Annotated in this window: 19 protein-coding genes and 1 pseudogene; 8 read left to right on the top strand and 12 right to left on the bottom strand. The window is 63.3% G+C overall.

Going from position 1 to position 23890, the window contains the following annotated elements:
* Window positions 1-48 precede the first annotated feature (48 nt).
* Window positions 49-1671, bottom strand: a complete 1623-nt coding sequence (locus TO66_RS12185; RefSeq protein ID WP_044462549.1) for an MFS transporter — start codon at window positions 1669-1671, stop codon at window positions 49-51.
* A gap of 195 nt (window positions 1672-1866) precedes the next feature.
* Window positions 1867-3513: a GMC family oxidoreductase gene (locus tag TO66_RS12190; protein ID WP_044462550.1), complete on the bottom strand. Its 1647-nt coding sequence runs from the start codon at window positions 3511-3513 to the stop codon at window positions 1867-1869.
* A 134-nt stretch (window positions 3514-3647) separates the two neighbouring features.
* Between TO66_RS12190 and TO66_RS12195 the strand changes: the two genes are divergently transcribed.
* The gene (locus tag TO66_RS12195; RefSeq protein WP_044462551.1) at window positions 3648-4541 is read left to right on the top strand and encodes a LysR family transcriptional regulator; all 894 of its coding nucleotides are present in this window, start codon (window positions 3648-3650) and stop codon (window positions 4539-4541) included.
* Between the two features lie 133 nt (window positions 4542-4674).
* On the opposite strand, the gene TO66_RS12200 is transcribed toward TO66_RS12195, so the two are convergent.
* The 4 genes from TO66_RS12200 to TO66_RS12215 all read right to left on the bottom strand — a co-directional run bounded on the left by TO66_RS12200 (window position 4675) and on the right by TO66_RS12215 (window position 11252).
* Window positions 4675-6555, bottom strand: coding sequence for a DUF3857 domain-containing protein (locus TO66_RS12200; RefSeq protein ID WP_044462552.1), 1881 nt, complete (start codon window positions 6553-6555; stop codon window positions 4675-4677).
* Window positions 6556-6962: 407 nt separating this feature from the next.
* Window positions 6963-8060 carry a DNA alkylation repair protein gene (locus tag TO66_RS12205; protein WP_044462553.1) on the bottom strand — a complete coding sequence of 366 codons (1098 nt, stop codon included), beginning with the start codon at window positions 8058-8060 and terminating at the stop codon, window positions 6963-6965.
* A 257-nt stretch (window positions 8061-8317) separates the two neighbouring features.
* Window positions 8318-10141, bottom strand: coding sequence for a monovalent cation:proton antiporter-2 (CPA2) family protein (locus TO66_RS12210; protein WP_044462554.1), 1824 nt, complete (start codon window positions 10139-10141; stop codon window positions 8318-8320).
* 220 nt (window positions 10142-10361) lie between these two features.
* Window positions 10362-11252: a LysR family transcriptional regulator gene (locus TO66_RS12215; protein ID WP_044462555.1), complete on the bottom strand. Its 891-nt coding sequence runs from the start codon at window positions 11250-11252 to the stop codon at window positions 10362-10364.
* 168 nt (window positions 11253-11420) lie between these two features.
* On the opposite strand from TO66_RS12215, the gene TO66_RS12220 reads away from it, so the two are divergent.
* The 6 genes from TO66_RS12220 to TO66_RS33315 all read left to right on the top strand — a co-directional run bounded on the left by TO66_RS12220 (window position 11421) and on the right by TO66_RS33315 (window position 19420).
* On the top strand, window positions 11421-12497 hold the full coding sequence (locus TO66_RS12220) for a 4-oxalomesaconate tautomerase (protein WP_044462556.1): 1077 nt from the start codon (window positions 11421-11423) through the stop codon (window positions 12495-12497).
* Between the two features lie 45 nt (window positions 12498-12542).
* Complete coding sequence (dctA, locus tag TO66_RS12225; protein WP_044462557.1) at window positions 12543-13865, top strand: C4-dicarboxylate transporter DctA; 1323 nt, start codon at window positions 12543-12545, stop codon at window positions 13863-13865.
* Window positions 13866-13993: 128 nt separating this feature from the next.
* Window positions 13994-15298, top strand: a complete 1305-nt coding sequence (locus tag TO66_RS12230; RefSeq protein WP_044462558.1) for a CitMHS family transporter — start codon at window positions 13994-13996, stop codon at window positions 15296-15298.
* An 82-nt stretch (window positions 15299-15380) separates the two neighbouring features.
* Window positions 15381-16634, top strand: a complete 1254-nt coding sequence (locus TO66_RS12235) for an OprD family porin (protein WP_044462559.1) — start codon at window positions 15381-15383, stop codon at window positions 16632-16634.
* Between the two features lie 202 nt (window positions 16635-16836).
* Entirely contained in the window at window positions 16837-18480 is a 1644-nt protein-coding gene (locus tag TO66_RS12240; RefSeq protein WP_044462560.1) for an AarF/ABC1/UbiB kinase family protein, read from the top strand.
* A gap of 208 nt (window positions 18481-18688) precedes the next feature.
* Entirely contained in the window at window positions 18689-19420 is a 732-nt protein-coding gene (locus tag TO66_RS33315) for a fimbrial protein (RefSeq protein ID WP_156162062.1), read from the top strand.
* Here TO66_RS33315 and TO66_RS12245 read toward each other — a convergent pair.
* Window positions 19417-20573, bottom strand: a protein-coding gene (locus tag TO66_RS12245) for an IS3 family transposase (protein ID WP_103462477.1) whose coding sequence is annotated in 2 segments (ribosomal slippage) — window positions 19417-20315 and window positions 20315-20573 — 1158 coding nt in all. Because the reading frame shifts where the segments join, the coding sequence is not laid out codon by codon here. The genes TO66_RS33315 and TO66_RS12245 overlap by 4 nt on opposite strands.
* A gap of 546 nt (window positions 20574-21119) precedes the next feature.
* Here TO66_RS12245 and TO66_RS12255 point away from each other — a divergent pair.
* A complete protein-coding gene (locus TO66_RS12255) occupies window positions 21120-21458 on the top strand; it encodes an FKBP-type peptidyl-prolyl cis-trans isomerase (protein WP_044462561.1) in 339 nt (112 codons plus the stop codon).
* A gap of 105 nt (window positions 21459-21563) precedes the next feature.
* Here TO66_RS12255 and TO66_RS12260 read toward each other — a convergent pair whose 3' ends face one another.
* From TO66_RS12260 to TO66_RS12270, 5 genes and pseudogenes are all read right to left on the bottom strand, one after another.
* Complete coding sequence (locus TO66_RS12260) at window positions 21564-21920, bottom strand: DUF6572 domain-containing protein (RefSeq protein ID WP_044462562.1); 357 nt, start codon at window positions 21918-21920, stop codon at window positions 21564-21566.
* A gap of 30 nt (window positions 21921-21950) precedes the next feature.
* Window positions 21951-22109: pseudogene (locus TO66_RS33940) on the bottom strand (pyocin); the annotation flags it as partial.
* Entirely contained in the window at window positions 22058-22174 is a 117-nt protein-coding gene (locus TO66_RS34290; protein ID WP_148558663.1) for a bacteriocin immunity protein, read from the bottom strand. The pseudogene TO66_RS33940 and the gene TO66_RS34290, both read right to left, overlap by 52 nt.
* An 82-nt stretch (window positions 22175-22256) precedes the next feature.
* Window positions 22257-22613 carry a DUF6572 domain-containing protein gene (locus tag TO66_RS12265; protein WP_044462563.1) on the bottom strand — a complete coding sequence of 119 codons (357 nt, stop codon included), beginning with the start codon at window positions 22611-22613 and terminating at the stop codon, window positions 22257-22259.
* Window positions 22614-22623: 10 nt separating this feature from the next.
* Window positions 22624-23814, bottom strand: coding sequence for an S-type pyocin domain-containing protein (locus tag TO66_RS12270; RefSeq protein WP_044462564.1), 1191 nt, complete (start codon window positions 23812-23814; stop codon window positions 22624-22626).
* Between the last annotated feature and the right edge of the window lie 76 nt (window positions 23815-23890).

Genomic DNA, 23890 nt, shown 5'->3' on the forward strand with positions numbered 1-23890 from the left:
CGCGCCTTTCGCGGGCAAGCCTCGCTCCTACGGATCGTGTGAGCCCTGCTAGTTGTGGTCGATGTCCACGTCGCGGGTTTCGCGCAGGCACAGCAGGCCCACGAGCAGGCTGATGCCGGTGATCGCCACCGGGTACCACAGGCCGTAGAAGATATCGCCGGTGTAGACCACCAGGGCGAACGACACCGTGGGCAGGAAGCCGCCGAACCAGCCGTTGCCGATGTGATAGGGCAGGGACATGGAGGTGTAGCGGATGCGGGTCGGGAACAGCTCGACCATCAGCGCCGCCAGCGGGCCGTAGCACATGGCGGCGATCAGGATCAGGGCGACGATCAGCGCCACCACCATGGTTTTATTGACGTTCTGGGTATCGGCCGCCTGCGGGTAGCCGGCCAGGGTCACCGCGCCGCGCAGGGCCGCTTCGTCGAAGCCGCTGATCTTCACATCGCCGACGCTGACTTCCACCGGGCTGCCGGCCGGCGCGGCGACGCTGGTGTAGGGCAGGCCCTGCTTGACCAGGAAGGTCTTGACCTTGTCGCACGGGCTGTCGAAGCGCGCCTTGCCCACCGGGTCGAACTGGAAGGTGCAGGTGGCGGGGTCGGCCAGCACGCTGATCGGTGCCTGGCGGCTGGCCTGGTCGATGGCCGGGTTGGCGTAGTGGGCCAGGGCCTTGAAGATCGGGAAGTACAGCGCGGTGGCCAGCAGCAGGCCGAGCATCAGCACCGGCTTGCGGCCGATCCGGTCCGACAGCCAGCCGAAGAAGATGAAGAACGGCGCGCCGATCACCACGCTGACGATCAGCAGGCTGTTGGCCAGGGCCGGGTCCATCTTGAGGAACTGGGTCAGGAAGAACAGCACGTAGAACTGCGCGGCGTAGAAGGTCACCGCCTGCCCGGCGTTGATGCTGAACAGGGCGATCAGCACCACCTTGAGGTTTTCCCATTTGCCGAAGGACTCGCGGATCGGTGCCTTGCTCGCCTTGCCTTCTTCTTTCATCTTCAGGAAGGCCGGCGACTCGTGCAGGCTCAGGCGGATCCAGGTGGAAATGCCCAGCAGCACGATCGACAGCAGGAACGGCAGGCGCCAGCCCCAGACCTCGAACTGATCGCCGGTGAAGTAACGGCAGGCCAGCACCACCAGCAGCGACAGCAGCAGGCCGAGAGTGGCGGTGGACTGGATCCAGCTGGTGTGGAAGCCACGCTTGCCCTGGGGCGCGTGCTCGGCGACGTAAGTCGCGGCGCCGCCGTACTCGCCGCCCAGGGCCAGCCCCTGGAGCATGCGCAGGGCGACCAGGATGATCGGCGCGGCGATACCGATGCTCGAATAGGTCGGCAGCAGGCCGACGGCAAAGGTCGCCAGGCCCATGAGGACGATGGTGGCGAGGAAGGTGTACTTGCGCCCGATCATGTCTCCCAGGCGGCCGAACACCAGGGCGCCGAAGGGCCGCACCACGAACCCGGCGGCAAAGGCCATCAGGGCGAAGATGAAGGCCGTGGTGTCGTTGACCCCGGCGAAGAACTGCTTGCTGATCACCGCCGCGAGCGCGCCGTAGAGGAAGAAGTCATACCACTCGAACACCGTCCCCAGGGACGAGGCGAAGATGACTTTCTGGCTTTCCTTGCTGGTGGGCGCCACGGCCGTGGCGTCCAGCGCTTGAGCATGTTCCGACATATCGATATCCCTCACAGTGATTGTTCTTGTTGTTCCACTGTCGGCGCCAGCGTGGCGTCGCTATCTGCATCTTGTCGCTAGTTTCTGCATCGGCCCCTGTAGGAGCGAAGCTTGCTCGCGATGACGTCGGTGCGAACGACCCGATTTCTCTGGTATGTCCGCTGGCCCTATCGCGGGCAAGCCTCGCTCCTACGGTCAGGCGGGGGAGGCGGTCTGTTTTTCGGCGGCGGGACTCCTTGTGGTCGTGGCAAGAATCAGTTCGGCGGCCTTCTCGGCGATCATCAGGGTCGGCGAGCAGGTATTGCCGGAGGTGATGTACGGCATGATCGAGGCGTCGGCGATGCGCAGGCCGGGGATGCCATGCACCCGCAGCTCGGCGTCGACCACCGCGTCCCGGCCCTGGCCCATGCGGCAGGTGCCCACCGGGTGAAAGATGGTGGTGCCGATGCGCGCGGCGGCCTCGTGCAATTGTTCCTCGCTCTGCAGCGCGGCCCCCGGCAGGTACTCGGTGGGCTTGAAGGCTTGCAGGGCGGGCGCGGCGACGATGCGCCGGGTCAGGCGGATGGCGTCGGCGGCGACCCGCAGGTCCTGCGGGTGGCTCAGGTAGTTGGGCTGGATCAGCGGCGCGGCCTGCGGGTCGGCGGAGCGGATCTCCACCCGGCCGCGGCTTTGCGGGCGCAGGTCGCAGACCGACGCGGTAAAGGCCGGGAACGCATGCAGCGGTTCGCCGAAGCGTTCCAGCGACAGCGGCTGGACGTGGTATTCGAGGTTGGCCGAGGTCTGTTCCGGCCCCGAGCGGGCGAATGCCCCCAACTGGCTCGGCGCCATCGACAGCGGGCCGCTGCGGTCGTACAGGTAGCGCAGGCCCATGCCCATCTTGCCCCACAGGCTGCCGGCGATCTGGTTCAGGGTGCGGGCGTTTTCCAGCTGGTAGATCAGCCGCAGTTGCAGGTGGTCCTGCAGGTTGCCGCCGACCCCGGGCAACTCGTGGCGGACGCCGATCCCCAGGCGTTGCAGCAGGCTGGCGGGGCCGATGCCCGAGCGTTGCAGGATGCTCGGCGAACCGATGGAACCGGCGCTGAGGATGATTTCGCGGCGGGCCTTGAAGGTCTGCGCCTGCCCCTGGTGGCGGGCGCTGACGGCACTGGCGCGGCCGTTTTCCAGGAGCACGCGGTCGACCTCGACCCCGGTCAGCACGGTCAGGTTGGGGCGCTGGCGGATCGGCTTGAGGAACGCCTTGGCGGCGTTCCAGCGCACCCCGGCTTTCTGGTTGACCTGGAAGTAGCCGCAGCCTTCGTTGTCGCCACCGTTGAAGTCGTCGACCTGGGCGATGCCGCTCTGTTCGGCGGCGTTGCGGAAGGCGTCGAGGATCGGCCACGACAGGCGCTGGCGCTCCACTCGCCACTCGCCGGCGGCGCCGTGGAATGGGGAGTCGCCGGCAAAGTGGTTTTCGCTCTTCTTGAACAGCGGCAGCACGTCCTGCCAACCCCAGCCGGGGTTGCCGTCGGCGGCCCAGCGCTGGTAGTCGCCGGCCTGGCCGCGCATGTAGATCATGCCGTTGATCGACGAGCAGCCGCCCAGCACCTTGCCTCGCGGGTAGCTCAGGCTGCGGCCCTGCAGGCCGGGCTCGGCCTCGGTCTTGAAGCACCAGTCGGTGCGCGGGTTGCCGATGCAGAACAGGTAGCCGACGGGAATGTGGATCCAGGGATAGTTGTCGCGGCCCCCGGCTTCCAGCAGCAGGACGCGCTGGCTCGGGTTGGCGGAGAGTCGATTGGCCAGCAGACAACCGGCGGGGCCGGCGCCGACCACGATGTAGTCGTATGGATCGAAGGCAGGGAGCATCCATGACCTCTTCTTTATCGTTCTTGTTGCGGCCCATCCTAGTTGTTAGCTTTCGTTAGAAGAATGTTAGTTTTTGCTCAGCCGCTGTGCGTTTTCAAACAGTGGCCCTTTCTCCCGCCTGCCAAGGAAACCTCATGTTCGACTGGAACGACCTGCGGTTCTTTCTCGAATTGCAACGCAGTGGCCGCCTGCTGACCGCGGCCCAGCGGTTGAAGACCACCCACACCACGGTGGCCCGGCATATCGAGGCGATCGAGAAAAGCCTGGGCACCGCGCTGTTCGTCCAGCACGCCCAGGGCTATGAGTTGACGCCGGCCGGGGAAGCCTTGCTCAAGCATGCCGAGGCCATGGAGAACGTGGCACTGCTGGCCCAGGAGGAAATCACCCAGTCCACCGCGCCCCTGGGCAAGATCCGCGTCGGCGTGACCGAAGGCCTGGGCATCATGTTTCTTGCCAGCCGCTTGCGCGGGCTGTTCGAGCGTTACCCGGGGCTGGAGGTGGAGCTGGTGGCGGTGCCGCGGTTTGTCAGCATCCTCAACCGCGAGGCGGAGATCAGCATCCACCTGGAGCGGCCCAACGCCGACATGCTGGTGACCCGCAAACTCACCGATTACCGCCTGGCCCTCTACGCCAGCCAGGACTACCTGGACCGCGCGCCGCCGCTGCGCAGTCGCGAGGACCTGGGGCGGCATGCCTGGATCGATTACGTCGACGACCTGCTGTTCAGCCAGGAGCTGAAGTTTCTCAGCAGCTTCTGCCGCAACCCCCGCGTAGTGTTCCACAGCACCAGCGTGCTGGCCCAGCAGCAAGCCGCGCGCTCCGGCCTGGGGGTCGCCGTGCTGCCGTGCTACATGGCCGCCGGCGACCCGCTGCTGGTGCCGCTGCTGCCCGGCGAGAGCATCCAGCGCGCCTACTGGATCAGCACCCGCCGCGACCTGCACAAGTCGGTACGCCTGCGGGTGGTATGGGATTACCTGGTGCAGCTGTGCGCCGCGGAGCAGGCCCTGCTGCTCGCCGAACCGACCTGATTGCCTAGGCTTTTGTAGGAGCGGCCGGTCGACGCTCGATTGCCCGCGATAAACGCAAGGACAACGCGTTCATTCAGGTGATATGCGTCATCTTTGACCGCCATCGCGGGCAAGCCTCGCTCCTACAGGAACATCACGCTTTTTTCGCGGTGCCCTTGAGCCGCACCAACTGCCGCGTCTGCTCGGAACATTCCTTGGCCTGGCGGACCATGGCGTCGAACGGCGCGCTGATGATGTCCTCGTGGCTCAGCCAGCGTCTTTTCTGGCTCAGGCGGTAGTGGTAGCGGTACTCGCCCTTGACCCGCTCGCTGCTCAGGTCCATGTCGAACCAGGGCGAACGCAGGTTGCAGGTCTTCACATCCTTGTCCAGCTGGGCGCCGGAGAGGGTGAAGGTGTAGCGCAGGGTGTAGGTGTCGCCGATGTAGAGGTCCGCCAGCTGGCCGTTGCGCCGGTAGTTGACCAGGAAGTCCCAGTCGCCCTCCAGGGCCGCGGTCTTGTAGAAGTAGTTGCCGGAGATGTTTTCCAGGGGCTTGAGGTCGGTCAGCGAGGCCTTGACCCGATAGGTTTTCGGGGTGACGAAGGTGGTCGGCTCGCGGTCGATCTGGCAGTCGCGCAACTGCCGGGTGAAGCGCTCGCACAGGCTCTGGTCGTTGCTGGCGATACCGCTCTGACGGTCGGCGACGGTCAGTTGCATCAGCTCCATGTGGCTGAGTTCGATGCGCGCGTTGACCCGCGCCTGGCCGTCGCTGTCGAAGTGCTCCTGCTTGTCCAGCACCAGGCTGGTGTCCGGCGCTTCCAGGGGAATGTAGTCCTGGCGCACCTGGCCCTGGGCGTCGCTGACAAAGGCCCAGCGCTCCTGGATATCGGGCATGCTGCGGCCCGGGTCGAACACCGGGTTGGTCGGGTCCAGCCACCACACCTGGCCGTCGACTTCGGCCCGCACGATGGCGTGGTTCGGCGCGTGGGTGCCGGGGATCAACAGCGGTGCGACCACGTTTTCGCGGCTGACCCAGGCCGTCTCGGCCTTGATTCCGCTGGCCTTGAGCAGGGCGGCCAGGAGCACCGCCAGGTCCTTGCAGTCGCCGTAGCCGCGCTGTTCGATCTGCGCCAGCTCGAAGGGCACGTAGCCGCGCTCGGTGGCGCGCCAGTCGCCCAGGTAACGGTAGTGGTCGTTGATGTGCTGCATCAGCCCGGCCACTTGCTGTGCCGGCGGCAGGTCGCGCAGGCCGGCCACCACCTTGGCGCTGGTGGGCGGCAACGGCGCGGCGAGGATCTGCTGGTAGCGCTGGGCCAGGGGCCCGAAGTAGTCCTGCACCTCGGTGCTGCTGCCCAGCTCGACCCGCGGCACGCGCTGGATGAAGCCGATCGAGGGCTCGTTGATGTAGTTGAGGAAGACCGGGGCTTTCTGCTCGATGGTCAGGGTCTTGCGGTCGGCGGTGGCGCTGAAGCGATAGGCGTCCATCTGCTCGCTGCGCCAGATGATCGGGCGAGGGGCGCGATAGGTGATCTTGAAGCTGTCCTGGCGTACCGGCTTGGGCCCGAACTGCAGCACCGAATGGAACTGCCCCAGCAGCGGCTTGGCCGCGTAGTGCTGCTGCACGGTGTAGCTGAGCCGGGTGCCGACCCGCAGATTGGGGAAGGCCAGGGAGGTCTGCTTCTCGCGCAGGAAACCCTGTTCCGGGTTGGGCGCGGTGCGCGTGTCGATCTGCCCCGGCGCCAGGGCCACGGGTTTGCCGCCCGGTGCGGTGGATTCGGCCTTGAGCAGTTCGAAGCCATCGGTCTCGGCGTAGCTGAAGTCGATGCGCGAGAGCATTTCGCGGCCGGCCGGGGTGAGGATGGTGTAGCGCTGGGTGGTGGTGCAGTCGCTGCTGTGGTCGGCGTTGAACCGGCATTCCATTTCGGCATCGGCGGCCAGGGCGGCTTCCGATTGCGGTTGATAGGCAGCGCAAGCCTGCCAGGAGAGCAGTCCGAGACCGGCGCAGATCAGGGGACGGTAAAGCACAGAACGGGACATGGGCGCCTCGGGTGAATCAGTAAAAACAGCCACAGCGCACCGTGCGGATCGCGCATCCGGTGCGGGTGGCAAGTGGGGGAGGCGCCAAATGATAATTTATCGCAACACCGATTTACACCATTGTCTGACAATCACTTGTCGCTGAAAGCCGCGATCTAGAGCGGTTTGTTTAAGATAGGCGGGATTTTCGAGGCGACTGGCGAGCACTCGCGCGGCCGTTGTCGAGGGGAACCGGAGCGCGGCTTTATCCCCGCCGGATATGGCCCAAAGCCATATCCGGCGCTCCGTAAGCGGCTGCGGCTTGCGTTGTTTTGTCGCGGGCGCTGGCTGGGGTGGTTATTGGCGCAATGCTTGAAATGTTTTGTTACTAAATGCGCGCTGGGCCGGCATGGTCGCTCCTTGCGGTTTCAGTCATGGATATCGAACGCGGTGCTGCCCAGGCGCTCGCCGTTGACCAGGATATGCAGCACATGGCGGCCCGGGTAGTGGCGGCGGGTGGTCAGCTCGCGGATGTGCTGGGCGCGACCCAGGTGTTCCCGGGCGCCGGCGGGCAGGGTGAGGGTCTTGAGCTTGAACACCTTGGCGCGGGTGGCGCCCGAAGCCTTGATGTAGTCGATGGCGTAATCCACCACCAGGCGCTGGCTGGCCTCGGCGGTGGACTCCAGGGCGAAGGACAGGTTGATCCGTTCCCCCAGGCGGATCGCCGCCGGCTCGACCCGCAGGCCGTGCAGCCGCACTTGCGGCGCATGCCCGGCGCCGATGATCGCCAGCGCCCGGCGGTTGCCCTGCTTGATCAGGCTGCGCAGCGCATGGCGGGCGATCCAGGCGGTGTGCGGGTGTTCCAGGGACCAGCCTTCGAGCCGCTCCAGCAGCCAGTCGGGATGGTCCTTGGCGATATCGTTGAGGTGGTTGGCCACCGATTTGCGCACATACAGGCTCGGGTCGGCCTTGAGCTGTTCGAGGATCGGCGCGGCGAGGTCCGGGTCGGCCTGGATCGCTTCCAGGCGGAACGACCAGGGCAGGCGCGGGCGGCTGCCTTCGCTGGCCAGGCGGCGCACATGTTCGTTGGCGTCCCCGGCCCATTCGCGCAGTACCGCCAGGGTGCGCGGCAGGTCGCTGGCGAGGAACGGGCGGATGGCGAATTCCGAAGAACCGAAGGTGGTGAAGTGTTTGAGCGCGGCCATCGAGCGCGGGAAATCGTGGCGGCCGTAGCTGGCCACGTAGTGCGGCAGGAACATGCAGACGAAACGGCTGTTCAGGCGCGGGGCGAGGGCGTACAGCCGCGCGAGGTTGTCCTCGTAGCCGGTCGGCAGTACGGCGTGCAGGCTTTCGCTGACTCGCGCCAGGCGCTGCATCACCGACAGCCCGGCGAGGTCGCGGGTCGCGTGGTCGAGAAAGCCGCGGTGATCGAACGCCGGGTCCACGGCGAGCATTTCCCGGGCGATGTGCTCCAGGCGTTCGTGGTTGAAGATTTCCTTGAGGGCAGGGGCGCTGGCGGTGGTCATCGGCGGGTCCGTTCGAGGGCTGGGCGCCGGGTACTGTAGTGCAGCCGACTGACAGGAATTGTCAGGAGCGGCGTCCTGGCGACCCACCGCGGCGCCTGCATCTCGCGCAAGCTGCGCTCCTACGGAGTCGATCTTCTGTAGGAGCGAGGCTTGCCCGCGATGGCGTCGTGCCTGACTTTGCGCGGTGCCTGCATCGCCGGCAAGCCTGGCTCCTACGGATCGGGTGCCAGGCACAATTAGAGGCGGTGCTCCACTACTCAGCGTGGCGGCGGCAGTACGCCTTCGGTCTGCTCGTCCTGTTCGTCTTCCGCGAACAGCCGCGCCAGCTCGGCGCGGGCTTCCTGGGCCGACTGCAGGATCTTGGCGTGGTCGTCGTAGATCGCGTGCTGGGCTTCGAGCATCTGTTCGTCGTGGGCGGTGAAGCGCTTGATCCGCGAGTCGGCCTGGGCGTGGCTCAGGCCCAGGCCGATCAGCGCCTTGCGCGTCATTTCCAGGCTGGAGTAATAGGTTTCCCGCACCGCGTCGGCGCCCAGGTCCACCAGCTTGTGCACGTGCTGGCGGTTACGGGCGCGGGCGATGATCTTGATGTGCGGGTACAGCTTGCGCACCACCGCGGCGGTCTTGATGTTGGTGTCCGGGTCGTCGGTGGCGATGATGAAGAACTCCGCCTCGCCGACCTTGGCCGCCTTGAGGATTTCCGCGCGCATCGGGTCGCCGTAGAACACTGGCAGGCCGCCGAAGCTGCGGGTCAGCTCGATGGTGTCGACCGAAGTGTCGAGGGCGACGAAGGGGATTTTCTGCGCCCGCAGGATCCGCGCGACGATCTGGCCCATCCGGCCCACCCCGGCGATCACCACCCGCGGCGCATCGGTAGTGATCTCGCGGTATTCGTCGGGCATTTCCACCGGCTTGGCCTTGGGTTGCAGCAGGCGCGCGCCGGCCAGGAGCAGTAGCGGCGTGAGCGCCATGGACAGGGTGATGGTCAGCACCAGCAGGTCGTACAGGCGCGGCTCGAACAGGCCCTGGTCGCGGCCGATCTTGAACACCACGAAGGCGAATTCGCCGCCGGCCGCCAGCACCACGCCCAGGCGCACCGCGCTCAAGCGGCCCAGGCCACCGGCCAGGCGCCCGACCACGAACAGCAGTGGCAGCTTGAGGCCGATCAGCAGCAGGGTCAGGCCGAGCACCGCGAGCGGCGCGCTGAACAGCAGGCCGATATTGGCACCCATGCCGACGCTGATGAAAAACAGCCCGAGCAGCAGGCCCTTGAAGGGTTCGATCTGCGCTTCCAGCTCGTGGCGGTATTCCGAGTCCGCCAGCAGCAGGCCGGCGAGGAAGGCGCCGAGGGCCATGGACACGCCCACCATGTCCATCAGCCACGCGGTGCCGATCACCACCAGCAACGCGGTGGCGGTAGACACTTCCGGCAGGCCGGTGCGCGCCACCACGCGGAACACCGGACGCAGCAGATAACGCCCGCCGATCACCACCACGGCGATGCTGCCCAGCACCTGCAAGCCATGGCGCAGGTCCTCGGCGCTGCTGGTGTTGTGGTCGACCCCGGCCAGTACCGGCACCATGGCGATCAGCGGGATCGCCGCGATGTCCTGGAACAGCAGGATGGCGAAGGCCAGGCGGCCGTGGGGGCTGGTCAGTTCCTTGCGCTCGGCCAGGCTTTGCAGGCCGAAGGCGGTGGACGACAACGCCAGGCCCAGGCCCAGCACGATGGCGCTGTTCAGCGGCTGGCCGAACAGGAACAGGGCCACGCAACCGATCACCACGCCGGTCAGCAGCACCTGGGCCAGGCCGACGCCGAACACCGATTTGCGCATCACCCACAAGCGCCGCGGCGACAGTTCCAGGCCGATGATGAACAGCAGCAGCACCACGCCCAGCTCCGAGACATGGCTGATGCTCTGCGGGTTGCCCACCAGCCCCAGCACCGCCGGGCCGATGATCACCCCGGCCAGCAGATAGCCGAGCACGGCGCCCAGTTGCAGGCGCTTGGCCAGGGGGACGGTCAGCACCGCCGCGAACAGAAACACGACAGCGGCTTGCAACAGGTTGCCTTCATGGGGCATGGGCTTACTCCTGGGAAAAACGGGTATTGGGTGGTGCACGGAAAAAAAACGGCTGCGCCTCAGGCAACCGTTTGGCCCGCGGGTTCCATGGGGGATGGCTGTGCAGCATAAAGTCTGCGCCGGGCGCAGTCAGCTGTTAATGGCCGAGGCCGCCGGCACGCCGTAGCGTGCCAGGGAAAGGTTTCAGCCCGGTGTGTGCGGGGGGCTATGGGCGAGGCCCTCAGTGTGGCCATTGTTCCAGCAGGATCGACACGAATTTTTCCGCGGCGGGCGACAGCGAGGCGCCGCGTCGGTAGACCAGGCCCAGGGTGCGGTTGACCACCGGTTCGCTCAACGGAATGCTCACCAGGGTCGGGTGGTCGGCAGCCGGCATGGCCAGGCTGGGCATGGCCGACACCCCAAGCCCGGCCTCGACCATGCCCAGCGAAGTCGACAGGTGCTGCACCTCGTAGAACCACTGGGGGCGCCAGCTCAGGCCCGACAGGGCATGGTCCAGCAGCATGCGGTTGCCGCTCAGGCGGCCGACGCCGATCAGTCGGTAATCGCTGAGTTCCGACCAGGTGACGGAGGTCTTTTTCGCCAGTTCGTGGTCGCGCCGGCAGGCCAGTACGAAGGGTTCGTTGACCAGGGGCACGAACTCGATGTCCGGGTGCTGGCCGCTCATCATGTTGATGCCGAAATCCGCTTCGCCACGCAGCACGGCTTCCAGCCCCTCGTTGGCGCTGAGGTCGAGCAGGCGGATGCGGATTTTCGGATAGCGCTCGTTGTAGAGACGGATCACCGACGGCAGGAAGTAGAAGGCGGCGGTGGGAATGCAGGCCAGGGTCACCTGGCCGATCTGCCGTTCCGCCAGTTCGCGGATGTTGAGGATCGAGTCGTCGAAGTCATCCAGCAGGCGCCGCGCCTTGGGCAAAAAATCCCGGCCGACGCTGGTCAGGCTGACCTTGCGCGTGGTGCGGTCGAGCAGGGCGGTGCCCAGTCCCTCTTCCAGCTTCTTCATGCGGCGGCTCAGGGCCGGCTGGGACAGGTGCAGGGCATCGGCGGCTTCGTGAAAACTCCCCAGTTCGGCGATTTTCACGAAAGATCTTATGTCCTGAAGCTCATATTCCATGGTTTTCGTCTCAGGCTGGGTCGGGGCGGGGCGCCGCTCACCTTAAAATATTTCATTCGTGAAACGCAATAATCGCTACGATCTTTGCATTGGAAACATGGTTCGTTCCCTGACACTCTTTTGTCCAGAACATCAATTACCCCGATTGATTAACAAGAGTCTGTGTCCATGCAACGAATTCCTTGTGTGCTCATGCGCGGCGGTACCTCCAAGGGGCCGGTGTTTCTCGCCTGGGACCTGCCCGTGTCGGTCGAACAACGCGACGAGCTGCTCCTCGACCTGATGGGCTCGGGCCATGAACTGGAGATCGACGGCATCGGCGGCGGCAGCCCGCAGACCAGCAAGGTCGCGATCGTCAGCCCGTCGCTGCACCCCGACGCCGATGTCGACTACCTGTTCGTGCAGGTGATGGTGTCCCAGCGCCGGGTGGATACCGCGCCCAACTGCGGCAACATGCTGTGTGCGGTCGGCCCCTTCGCGGTCGAGCAGGGCCTGGTCAAGGCCACGGGCGAACAGACCCTGGTGCGCATCCGCAACCTCAACACCGGCACCTTCGTCGATTCCCTGGTCCAGACCCCGGGAGGCAAGGTCAGCTACGAAGGCGACACCGCCATCGATGGCGTGCCCGGCACCGCCGCGCCCGTGCAACTGACGTTCCTCGACGCCGCCGGCAGCAAGACCGGCAAACTCTTCCCCACCGGCAATACCCGGGACCTGTTCGATGGCATCCCGGTGACCTGCATCGACATGGCCATGCCGATGCTGATCGTCGAAGCCGGGCAACTGGGCAAGCGTGGCGACGAAACCCCGGCCGAGCTGGATGCCGACAAGGGCTTCCTGGCGCGGCTGGAGGCCCTGCGCCTGCAAGCCGGACGGGCCATGGGGCTGGGCGATGTCAGCGACAAGGTGATCCCCAAGCCGGTGCTGGTTTCCCCGGCCAAGGCGGGTGGAACCCTTCAGGTGCGCTACTTCATGCCGCACAACTGCCATCGCGCGCTGGCGATCACTGGTTCCATCGGCCTGGCCACTGCCTGTGTCAGCGCCGGCAGTGTCGCCGCCGAACTGCTGGGTGGCGCCAGGCAATTGCAGCAAGTGCGCCTGGAGCATCCCAGTGGCGGGATCGATGTCGTATTGTCCTACACCGGCAGCCAGGGTGAGACCATCCGCGCCTCGGTGGTGCGCACCGCGCGAAGGCTGTTCTCGGGTTTTGTCTACGCCCCGGCGTCACAGCGCCTGGCCGGATAGTCCTGCAACGCAGTGACCGTCGTTTGCATCAGAACAATTCTAAAAATGGGTGATGCCATGAAAGTCGTTAAATCGCTCTACTTCCAGATCATCTGTGCCGTGTTGCTGGGCGTGGTGGTCGGGCACTTCTGGGCCCAGCAGGCCATTGCCCTCAAGCCCCTGGGCGATGCCTTCATCAAGCTGATCAAGATGATGATCGCCCCGGTGGTGTTCTGCACCATCGTCACCGGGATCGCCGGGATGAGCGACAAGCGTTCCCTGGGGCGCCTCTTGAGCAAGACCATGCTGCTGTTCCTCGGGTTGACGGTGATCAGCCTGATCATCGGCCTGGTGGCGGTGTACCTGTTCAAGCCCGGTGCCGGCATGAACATCGATCCCTCGCACCTGAGTACCCAGGGCCTGTCGCAGTACACCGAGTCGGCGGCGAAGCTGGGGGTGGTGGATTTCTTCATGCACATCATCCCCGAGACGTTCGTGGGCGCCTTCAACAAGGGCGAGGTGCTGCCGGTCCTGTTCATCGCGGTGCTCTGCGGCTTCGCCCTGTCGTCCCTGGGCGAGCGCGGCAAGCCGGTGCTGGACGTGCTGGAAGCCGCCTCGCACATGGTGTTCAAGATCTTCTCCTACCTGATGCGCTTTGCCCCGATCGGTGCGTTCGGCGCGCTGGCCTTCACGGTCGGGCAGTACGGCATTACTTCGCTGGGTTCCCTGGCCAAGCTGATCATGACCCTCTACATCGCCTGCGGATTCTTCGTCTTCGTGGTCCTGGCGGGTATTTGCCGGGCCCATGGTTTCAGCCTGTGGAAGCTGCTGCGCTACCTGCGGGAGGAGTTCCTGGTGGTGCTCGGTACTTCGTCCACTGAGCCGGTGATGCCGCGCATGCTGGAGAAACTCCAGGCCCTGGGGTGCAAGAAAGGCGTGGTCGGCCTGGTGCTGCCCACCGGTTACTCGTTCAACCTCGACGGCACGGCCATCTACCTGTCGCTGGCGGCGATCTTCATTGCCCAGGCCTGCAACATCGACCTGAGCCTGGGGCAGGTGATGACGATGCTGGCGATCATGCTGCTGTCGTCCAAGGGCGCGGCGGGTGTCACCGGCAGTGGCTTCGTCGCCCTGGCCTCGACCCTCACGGTGATCCATGACATTCCCCTGGCGGGCCTGGCGCTGCTGATCGGCATCGACCGCTTCATGTCCGAGGCCCGGGCCCTGACCAGCCTGGCCAGCAATGCCGTGGCGACCATCGTGATCTCGCTCTCGGAACAGGCCTGCGATCGCCAGGTGCTGCTGCAGACCCTGGATGGCAAGGCGGCGCCCGGCCCCCAGGCCAGCGACGATGCCTGGAAACCAGTGCAGGCCGGTAAACACCTCTAGCCGCTCGCGGCTGCTTCGCTACACCCGTTGACCCCGTTCGAACCCTCGCCAGGCTCCCCGCCTGGCGGGTAGGGGGCCGTGCGCCTGGGCGTCGGCCATGCTTGTCCATAACAACAAGAGAATCTTCCATGCTTGCATTACTCGGCCTGGCCATGGTGGTCGTGTTCACCTTCCTGATCATGACCAAACGCCTGTCACCCATAGTCGCCCTGACCCTGGTGCCCATCGTCTTCGCAGTACTCGGCGGCTTTGCCGGCAGCACCGGGAAAATGATGCTCGACGGTCTGAAAATGGTCGCCCCCTCCGCGGCGCTGCTGCTGTTCGCCATCCTGTTCTTCGGCCTGATGATCGACGCCGGGCTGTTCGACCCGCTGATCCGCAAAATCCTCAAGCGGGTCAATGGCGACCCGGTGAAGATCGCCGTCGGCACCGCCTTGCTGTCGCTGGTGGTGGCCCTGGACGGCGACGGCACCACCACCTACATGATCACCTGCGCGGCGATGCTGCCGCTGTACAAGCGCATCGGCATGAACCCGATGATCCTCGCCACCATCGCCATGCTGTCCCTGAGCATCATGAGCGGCATGACCCCCTGGGGCGGGCCGGCCACCCGGGCCATCGCCGCCCTGGGCCTGGACGCCGGCGAGTACTTCGTGCCGTTGCTGCCGACCATGATCGGCGGGGCGGCCTGGGTGGTGTTCACGGCCTTCCTGCTGGGGCGCGCCGAGCGCAAGCGCATCGGCAGCGTCCAGCTGCAGAGCGGTGGCGGTAACTGCTACATCAACGCGATCATCGAAGACACGCCCTACAAGCGCCCGAAGCTGGCCTACGTCAACCTGTTGCTGGTGGCGACGGTGATGGTGGCGCTGGTGATGGGCCTGATGCATTCGGCGATCCTGTTCCTGATCGGCTTCGTGCTCGCGCTGATGATCAACTACCCGCAGCTGGACGTGCAGAAAGAGCGGATCCTCGCCCATTCGGGCAATGCCATGACGGTGGTGCTGCTGGTGTTCGCCGCGGGGATCTTTGCCGGGATCTTCTCCGGTACCAAGATGGTCGACGCCCTGGCCCAGACCCTGGTGGACTGGATTCCACCCTCCTGGGGGCACCTGTTCCCGCTGGTGGTGGCGATCACCAGCATGCCGTTGACCTTTGTGCTGTCCAACGACGCCTACTATTTCGGCGTGGTGCCGATCCTCGCCAATGCCGCGGCGGCCTATGGCATCGACCCGCTGGAAATCGCCCGGGCCTCGATCCTCGGCCAGCCGGTGCACCTGATGAGCCCGCTGGTGGCCTCGACCCTGCTGCTGGTGGGAATGGTCGACCGCGACATCGGCGACTTCCAGAAAGCCACCGTCAAATGGGCGGTGTTGACCTCCCTGGTGATCACCGCCCTGGCTCTGCTGACCGGCGCGCTGACTCTGTTTTCCTGAGCCACCCATCTGCTTCCTGGCGCGTCATCCCCTGGCGCGCAGGGCCCCTTGCACCTCGAATAACAACAATGAGTAGTCCGCCATGACCCGTTCGATTTCCCGCAGGGCGTTGTTGCCCCTGGCCGCCCTGTTGCCGCTGACCACCGCCGGTGCGGCCGGCTTCAGCGACGACAGCACGCTGAAACTGCAACTGCGCAATGTCTATTTCAATGAGAACTTCCGCGACGAGCATGGCCTGAGCGCCCGCGCCGCGCGCACCGCCAAGAGCGAGCGCACCGAGTGGGCCCAGGGCCTGCTGCTGGATTTCCAGTCGGGGTTCACCCCCGGCACCCTGGGCCTGGGGGTCGACGCCCTGGGGTTGCTGGGGGTCAAGCTCGACTCGGGACGCGGCCGCAGCGGCACCGGGCTGTTGCCGGTGCATGACGACGGACGCGCCGCCGAAGAGTTCGCCAGTGCCGGAGTCACGGCCAAGGCCCGGCTGGCCGGGACCACGCTCAAGTACGGCACCTTGCTGCCCAGGACTCCGGTGCTGATCTACAACGACGCGCGCCTGCTGCCGCAGACCTACCAGGGCACGCAGGTCACCAGTACCGATATCGCCAACCTGACGCTCACCGCGGGGCACTTGGAGCGTTTCAAGTTGCGCGATTCCAGCGACAGCATGCCGATCGTCGCGGACGGCTATGGCGGCGACAAGTCCGGCGACTTCAGCTATGCCGGGGGCGATTACAAGCTCGGCAAGGAAACGCGCCTGAGCTACTTCTACGGCGAGCTCGAGCATTTCTACCGCCAGCACTTCGCCGGGATCCAGCACGACCTGAAGCTGGGCGCCGGCGTGCTGACCGGCGATCTGCGCTACTTCCGCAGCGGCGACAGCGGCGCGGCCTATGGCGGCAAGATCGACAACGACATGCTCAGTGGCCAGCTGTCCTATGTCATCGCCGGCCATACCCTGAACGCGGGCTACCAGAGGCTCAGCGGCGATGCCGGCTTGCCTTATATCAGTGGCGCCACGGTGTACTCGTTCAGCAACGTCGGCATCGGCAAGTTCATCGAGGAAGACGAGAAAACCTGGATGCTCGGCTACGGCTACAACTTCACCGCCCTCGGGGTGCCGGGGCTGACGTTCTCCACCCGCTACCTGAGCGGCAGCGACGGTAAGTCCGACAGCGCCGTCCGCGAATGGGAGCGCGATGCGGAACTGGCCTATGTGGTGCAGCAAGGCCGCTTCAAGGGGCTGGGGGTGAAGCTGCGCAACTATGTGTACCGTTCCGACTTCGCCCGCGGGCGCGACAGCAACCGCCTTTATTTCACCTACGACATCGCGCTCTGGTAAGGCGGGCGCTGCCTGCCTGGGCAGGCAGCGTTGGCCATCGCTGGCAGCGTGGCGGCCTGGAGACCGGCTACCTGGCGGACGTGGGTGGCAACCGGCTGGGCGCTCGGCACCGCCTTGGAACGCAAGTGCGAGGCCGCGTCCGGAATGATTGGCGGCGGTTGCGGTCGGAGCTTGCAGGACACTGCCCAAGGACATCCCGACCATGCTCGAACCCACCTGGACTGCCCTCAAACACCATAAGCGGGTGCATCAGATCGTCGCCGTGCTGGTGGCCGCCGGCGCCCGGGATGTGCTGCTGCGCCTGGGCCTGGGGCGCTTGCTGGGCCAGGCCCAGGCCAGCGCCGAGGCCGCTTCCGGGGACTCGACGCCGCAGCGCGTGCGCCTGGCCCTGGAGAAGCTCGGCCCGACCTTTATCAAGCTCGGGCAGATCCTCGCCAGCCGCAGCGATATTCTGCCGCCGCACTGGATCCGCGAACTGGAGGCGTTGCACAGCAGCGCCGCGACCTTGCCCTGGAGCGAGCTGCAAGATCAGGTGCGCGAGGACCTGGGGTGCGAACTGGACCAGGTGTTCGCCGAGTTCGACACCGAGCCCCTGGCCGCGGCCTCCATCGCCCAGGTGTATCGGGCGCGGCTGCTCAGTGGCGAGGCGGTGGTGGTCAAGGTCCAGCGTCCCGGACTGCGGCGCAAGATGAACGCCGACCTGCAACTGCTGGAAGGCGTGGCGATGCTGGTGGAAGAGAACGCCGCGCTGGCCCATTACCAGCCGCGGCAGATGGTCCGGCAACTGGCCCGGGCGATGCTCGATGAGCTCGACTTCACCCAGGAAGGCCAGAACGGCGACCAGGTGGCGGCGAACTTCGCCGGGCATCCGCAGATCGCCATTGCGCGGATCCACTGGCTGCACAGCAGCGAGCGCCTGCTGGTCCAGGAATTCCTGCCCAGTCACACGCCGTTGGAACGCCAGGCGCTGATCGAGCAAGGCCTGGACCCGAGCCTGCTGGCGCAACGCGGCGCCCGGGCGTTCATCAAGATGCTGCTCGAAGACGGCCTGTTCCATGGCGACCCGCACCCCGGCAACCTGCGGGCCATGGACGGCAACCGCGTCGGCTTCATCGACTTCGGCATGGTCGGGCGCCTCGACGAACGCCGGCGCCTGGAGGTCATGGGCTTCATGCGGGCCATGACCGAGGGCAGCACCGAGGCGCTGGTGACGGTGCTGATCGACTGGAGCGGCGAGCAGGTGCGCGAGCTGTCCGCCATCGAGCAGGCCGCCCGGGAGTTCATGGGACGCCACGGCGGCAAGGCGCTGAAGATGAGCGCGATGATCGAGGACTTTCTCGGCCTGATGCGCGAATACCAGCTGGTGCTGCCGGCCGACCTGCTGGTGCTGTTCAAGGCATTGGTCACCGCCGATGGCGTGCTCACCCGGCTCGATCCGCAGCTGGACCTGGTGGCCACCGCGCGCCCGGCGATCAACCAGATGCTCAAGGAGCAGTTCAGCTGGAAACTCGCCCGCCGCCTGGGCCTCGATGGCCTGGAGCTGGGCCGCGGCCTCGCCGTCGAACTGCCGCAACTGACCCGCCTGCTGATCAACCGCCTGAAACACGGCGTGGTCGACCTGCGCCTGGACATGCCCGGCGTCGAGCGCCTGGAGAAATCCCTGCGCCTGGCCTCGACCCGGCTCTCGCTGGCGTTGCTGATCAGCGCGCTGCTGATCGCCTTCGGCCCGCAGATCGCCGCGGCCGGGCCGACCTGGCAGGGACTGTCGGTGGTGGGCTGGCTGGCGGGAGTGGCGACGGTGGGCGGGTTGCTGGGGTTTGTCTGGAGTTTGTTCAGGGGGGCTTGATGGGCGAGGCTTCGCTGCATCCCTTCGGTAATGCTCGGGGAATCAATATCCATCTCATTCTCTTTCTCGATATTGGATGTTGCCGCCCGGGCGATAAATCCAGGGGTTGATTGTTTGTCCGAATTTCCTCGGTTTCAGAATTTTCTTATTTAAGGGGTGGTGTTTTTTTGTTCAAAATATTTTCTATTTTGTAAAATAGAGAGCTGTGATGATCATGTCGAGATACACGCTAAAGTTTTGTAGTACAGGTGTCGGGTTGGTTGCTTTAGGTGTGTTGGTATCGTCTGGTCAGGTATATGGCGCATGCAGGTTTACGAATGGGACTATTGGGCCGGCTACTGTCAATTATCCATCGCCTAAATCACTTTCTATTCCGGCCGATACTCCGAATGGCACAAAAATACATACGGTGAATGGTAGTGGGGGAGGCGCAGAATTTACATGTTCTAGCGGTGATCGATATGGGCTAAAAGATGCTTTGGGGGCAGTGGCAGTTAATCAGATATTTCCTTTTGCTGACTCGGGACTTGGATATCGGCTTTACTCTGCGGGTGGTCCCGATAGTATTTATCCTGTGTTATCTAATGGTACGGGGGTAAGAGTTGGCGTTCCATATATTATGGAAATCTACAAGATTGGGCCGATTAAGAAGAACAAGGTGGCAGGAGGACTGTTTGCATCCTTTGTGGGGGAGAACTTGACTGCTTTTAATGCAAGTCTGGTCGGTGATCTTAATATTGCAGCTGCCAGTTGTGACATTCGCTCAACGAATGTTGAGATGGGACGGCACCTTGTTTCTGATTTCAAAGGCGTTGGCTCAAGCCTGAAGGCCAAGAGTTTTAATATTGAGCTGGTTGGCTGTAGCGCGGGAATCAATACGATTAAATACAGGCTGGATGCGGCGAATGATCTTGCCCAGCAGCCGTGGACACGGGTTTAAGCACACATCCTGGCCTCGAAGGCCTCTGGGCTGATGTGCCCCAGCGTGCTGTGTCGCCGCTGGCGGTTGTAATCGGTTTCGACGTATTCAAACACGGTTTCACGCATCTGGGCGCGGCTCGTGAAGCGCTCGCCGTGGATGCACTCGACCTTCAGGCTGTGGAAGAAGCTCTCTGCACAGGCATTGTCGTAGCAGTTGCCTTTGGCGCTCATGCTGCATCGCAAGTGATGGGCGCGGATCAGCTCCTGGTAAGCCGCTGAGCAGTACTGGCTGCCGCGGTCGCTATGCACGATCACGTCATTAGGCTGCCTGCGTCGCCACAGCGCCATGTGCAAGGCATCGCAAACCAAGTCGGCCGTCATGCGCTCGTTCATGGCCCAGCCGATCACCATCCGTGAATATAGATCGATGACCACTGCCAGATACAGCCAGCCTTCCTCTGTATGCAGGTAGGTGATGTCACCCACCCATTTCTGATTTGGCGCAGATGCCTTGAAATCCTGCTTGAGCAAGTTCTCTGCCACTGGCAGGGAGTGCTGAGAATTGGTCGTGGCCTTGAACTTCTTGGCGGCCTTGGCACGCAGTCCTTGCCGTTGCATCGAGGCGGCTACCGTCTTGCGATTGCAGGGTAGGCCGGCTTCCCGCAGGTCGTGGCACAGCCGTGGAGCCCCGCTGCGGCCCTTGCGTGCGCTGTATGCCTGAGCGACCTGCCGATCCAGTTCGGCTCTTCGCCGCTGGCGCATTGACGGCCTGCGAGAGCACCAAGCGTAGTAACCGCTGCGGGCAACGCCCAACACGCGACACATGGCCTGGATCGAGAAATGCGCGGTATGAGTCCTCATGAAGGCGTACTTCACTTGAGGCTCTTGGCAAAGTACGCGGCGGCCTTTTTTACGATGGCCAGCTCCTCGGCGTGCTCGGCCAACAGCCGCTTGAGTCGGGCATTCTCGTCGGCCAGCGACTGCTCGCGCTCGCTGCCGGCCTGAGTCTGGTGCTTCTTGCTCCGCCAGCCGTAGAGCTGGGAAGCATGCAGGCCGAGCTGTTCGGCAGCCTTGCTGACGCCAATGCGCTCGGCCAAAGCCAGCGCTTCGTCCTTGTAGGCTTGGGAATGGCGGGTGCGGGTCTGTTTCATTGGGGTTGCTTGTCTTGCCATGATTCACCTCGTTGCAGTTTATCGCTTAACGGGGTGTCCACTGGGACTGGGCAAGATCAAATGGGAGTTTTGACGCTGGCAGGGGAATAGCGAAGCTTGATGCAGGTGGTGTGCCGGGAGTGGGAATACAAATTAAACGCGGAGACAATCCTGTGCCTTTAGGGGAATGGTTGAGCAACCTCGCAGCACCTCTGGAAGGGAATAACGCTTATGGCTTCTCTGCGGCTTATTATCAGGCGGAGAAAAAAATCGACAACACTACAGTGGGGCGGGCCAATCTCTCGTTGACCGTAACAGTGAATTATCTTTGACGGTTTTGGAATAAAACTTTGAATGTTCTCTTGTGCAAGTTTTGGAAGAACTCAAGACTGGGTTATGTCCTGTAGGCAATAGGCGTTTTTGTTATAGATATAACCGCTCGACAGGAATGAAGATGTTAGTGGAGCTTGTCAAGAAGCGCCGATACGAGTCGCGATAGCAAAAATTTGCTATTTTCCGCCCCCTTCGCTGGCCATTGCCGGCGGCTACCCATCGGAGAGTGAGCGGATGAACGATCAGTTGCAGGTCATCGATATCGAAGTGGGCGAGGGCAAGGCCGCGGTCAAGGGGGCGCTGATCACCACCCAGTACCGCGGATTCCTGGAAGACGGCACGCCCTTCGATTCCTCCTGGGAACGCGGCAAGCCGTTCCAGTGCGTGATCGGCACCGGACGCGTGATCAAGGGCTGGGACCAGGGCCTGATGGGCATGCGGGTCGGCGGCAAGCGCAAGCTGCTGGTGCCAGCACACCTGGGGTATGGCGAGCGCGCGATGGGCAAGATCCCGCCGGGTTCAAACCTGGTGTTCGAGATCGAGTTGCTCGAAGTGCTGACGCGGGATGATTGAGGGAGAGCGTTGAGCCGTGGCGGGAAGGGGCGAGCTTCCTCCGCAGTGCGCTGCATTCGAACGCCCGGAGAATCAGCTAAATGTATTGCTCAAGACCGTCACCGGTCACTCGTTGTCTGTCGCATCGTCTTGTTTAAGCACGAACTCTAGACCAATGCCCACTTCCTTCAGCACCTCGGTAGCGCGATCAACAAGGAGTTCACCTTGCTCCGAAAGCTCGTACTTGCCGATGATGCGGATGAAAGGGGACTTGCCGAGCGCACCAGGAATCTCGGTGTAGATCTCGCCGCTTTCAATGAAAGCAATGTATGCATTCAGCTTTTCCTGGAGCGCTAGAAGGTGCTCGCCCTGTTCGGCTTTGTCAGCCCACCCAAGGTGGTCTGTGATCCCGAGAATTATTTTGTTGTGATCCCACTTTGGGATGCCCCACATATCGATGACTTCAAGGTCTGTAACTGACATGGCTGCTCCTTGAAGGCGTTGGTCTATTTTCGGTCGCAAGATTTGTACTCGGGTAGGCGGTATGACCGTCGCACCAGGGAAGCCCGGTTTACCTTGACCCACAATGACCCCGCCGCTCTCCTGGATTTCCGGGAACGCTAGCTTTTGATTGCGTGTAAGTGGTGCTGTGTCAGAGGCTTTGCATTCGACGCGAGTAGCTCTTGAATGAAACGGATGAATTCATCTTCGGTGAAATCAGAAATGCTGTTTTGCATTGCTCTGTGTCATCCGTTTCTGTGAGTGTCGATGTGATGTTCGTCGCCCCACCTTCTCCCCGGCGCGGGAACACATCGTCGGTCACATGTTGCGTATCGTCTCGTTTTCATCAAGCACGAACTCTAGTCTGATACCCACTTCCTTTAGCACCTCAGCAGCGCGGTCAATGAAAAACTCGCCTTGTTCTGGCAGTTCATATAAGCCGTTGATGCGAATAAGGGGAGACTTGCCAAGTGCACCAGGGATCTCAGTGTAGATTTCGCCGCTCTCGATGAATGCAACATAGGTATTGATCTTGTCTTGGAGCAGTTGCAGGTGTTCACCCTGTTGAGCTTTATCTCCCCATTCAAGGTGGTCAGAGATAATCAGCACAATGTTACTGGGCTCCCAAGTGGGGATGACCCAGATATCGATGACTTGCGGATTGGTGATAGACATGGCTGTTCCCTCAGGGCTTTGGCCGAATAATTTCGACTTTGGTGGGTGGGATTTCGGTACCACCGGGGAACCCCGGCTTCCCCTTGCCTACAACGATTGCACCACTTTCTTCGATTTCAGGGAAAGCAACTTTCTGATTTTTGGTCAGTGGTGCTGTGTCTGATGATTTGCACTCGATACAGGACAGCTTGCCATCAGCATCACGCCCCAGCATGTCCAGTCTTGTACGGGCTCCGCTTTTGGTTTTAATCGTCACTTCTCGGCCAAGCTCGGGTTGTGTCTGGCCGAGTTCATCATATTTGGCATCTTCAAAAGCTTTACCCTGTTTTCTGTTCTTCTCTAATTGAACGTTGAATACGATGTACAGGGGCTGAATCCCAGTCCCCGGCGGGAATACCAGAATGAAGTCTTTGTAATCAGACGGGTAGATCGGGTTGACGATGATGCTGTCCGCTTGCTCGGTGGGCGGATAGATCCAGATGTGGGGAGCTTGTGGTGCTGTTTCTAGCGGGGGAATTCCCGACGCCATGGATGGGTCAACGGCTGGCGTCCAGATCAGGGTTACCCCGTCTCCGAAGTCAGCCACTTGTTGTTGGCCCTGAGCAATAAACTGAACGATGGGAATCATTTCCCAATCGGCGCGTTTTTCGGTGTTGTACCCGTAGCCCTTGAGGCTGCCATCGGCCTGCTGTTCTACGTGCAATCGGACACGGGTACGACCTTCCCTGAGGCAGCTTAGCTGGCCCTCTGTATACAGGCTGCTATCGCCCAAACTCGATGGCCACAACAGTGCGACCACTCCCGCCAACGCGCCAGCAGCCACGCCAGACGCACCTGTGAGCGCTGCGGCAGAAGACGCGATCGCTCTCCCTCCGAGCGCGAGTGTGCCTAGTGATGCCGGTAGGTTTCCGCTGATCTTCCCGAGCTTGAGATTCCCCGGGCTGTCAGTCTCGCGACAACCCAGCAAGACGAATTCACCGAACTCTCTGAGGGTATCGGTGGGGATCACACGGGTTGCGTAATTGATAACGCCATTGGCAAGCGTGCGGGGTTTGGTAAAGGTGCAGCCGATGGTCTTGGGTATGTCTTCCGGCTTCGCTGGCATCTCTGGATATTCCGCCCAGCGCTGCTCCCCAAGATCCACAGGTTCTACCCCTGTGTTGCGATACCCCTTTGCCGCGTTCGGCACATATCCGCTCATCCGTGCTCGCTTCCCTGTCGTCCATGAAAAGTCCCCCCTTGGCGGGGGGGCGAATAACGTTTGCAGTGGGCTTCGG

It is taken from the genome of Pseudomonas sp. MRSN 12121, from assembly GCF_000931465.1.
Taxonomy (GTDB): Bacteria; Pseudomonadota; Gammaproteobacteria; order Pseudomonadales; family Pseudomonadaceae; genus Aquipseudomonas.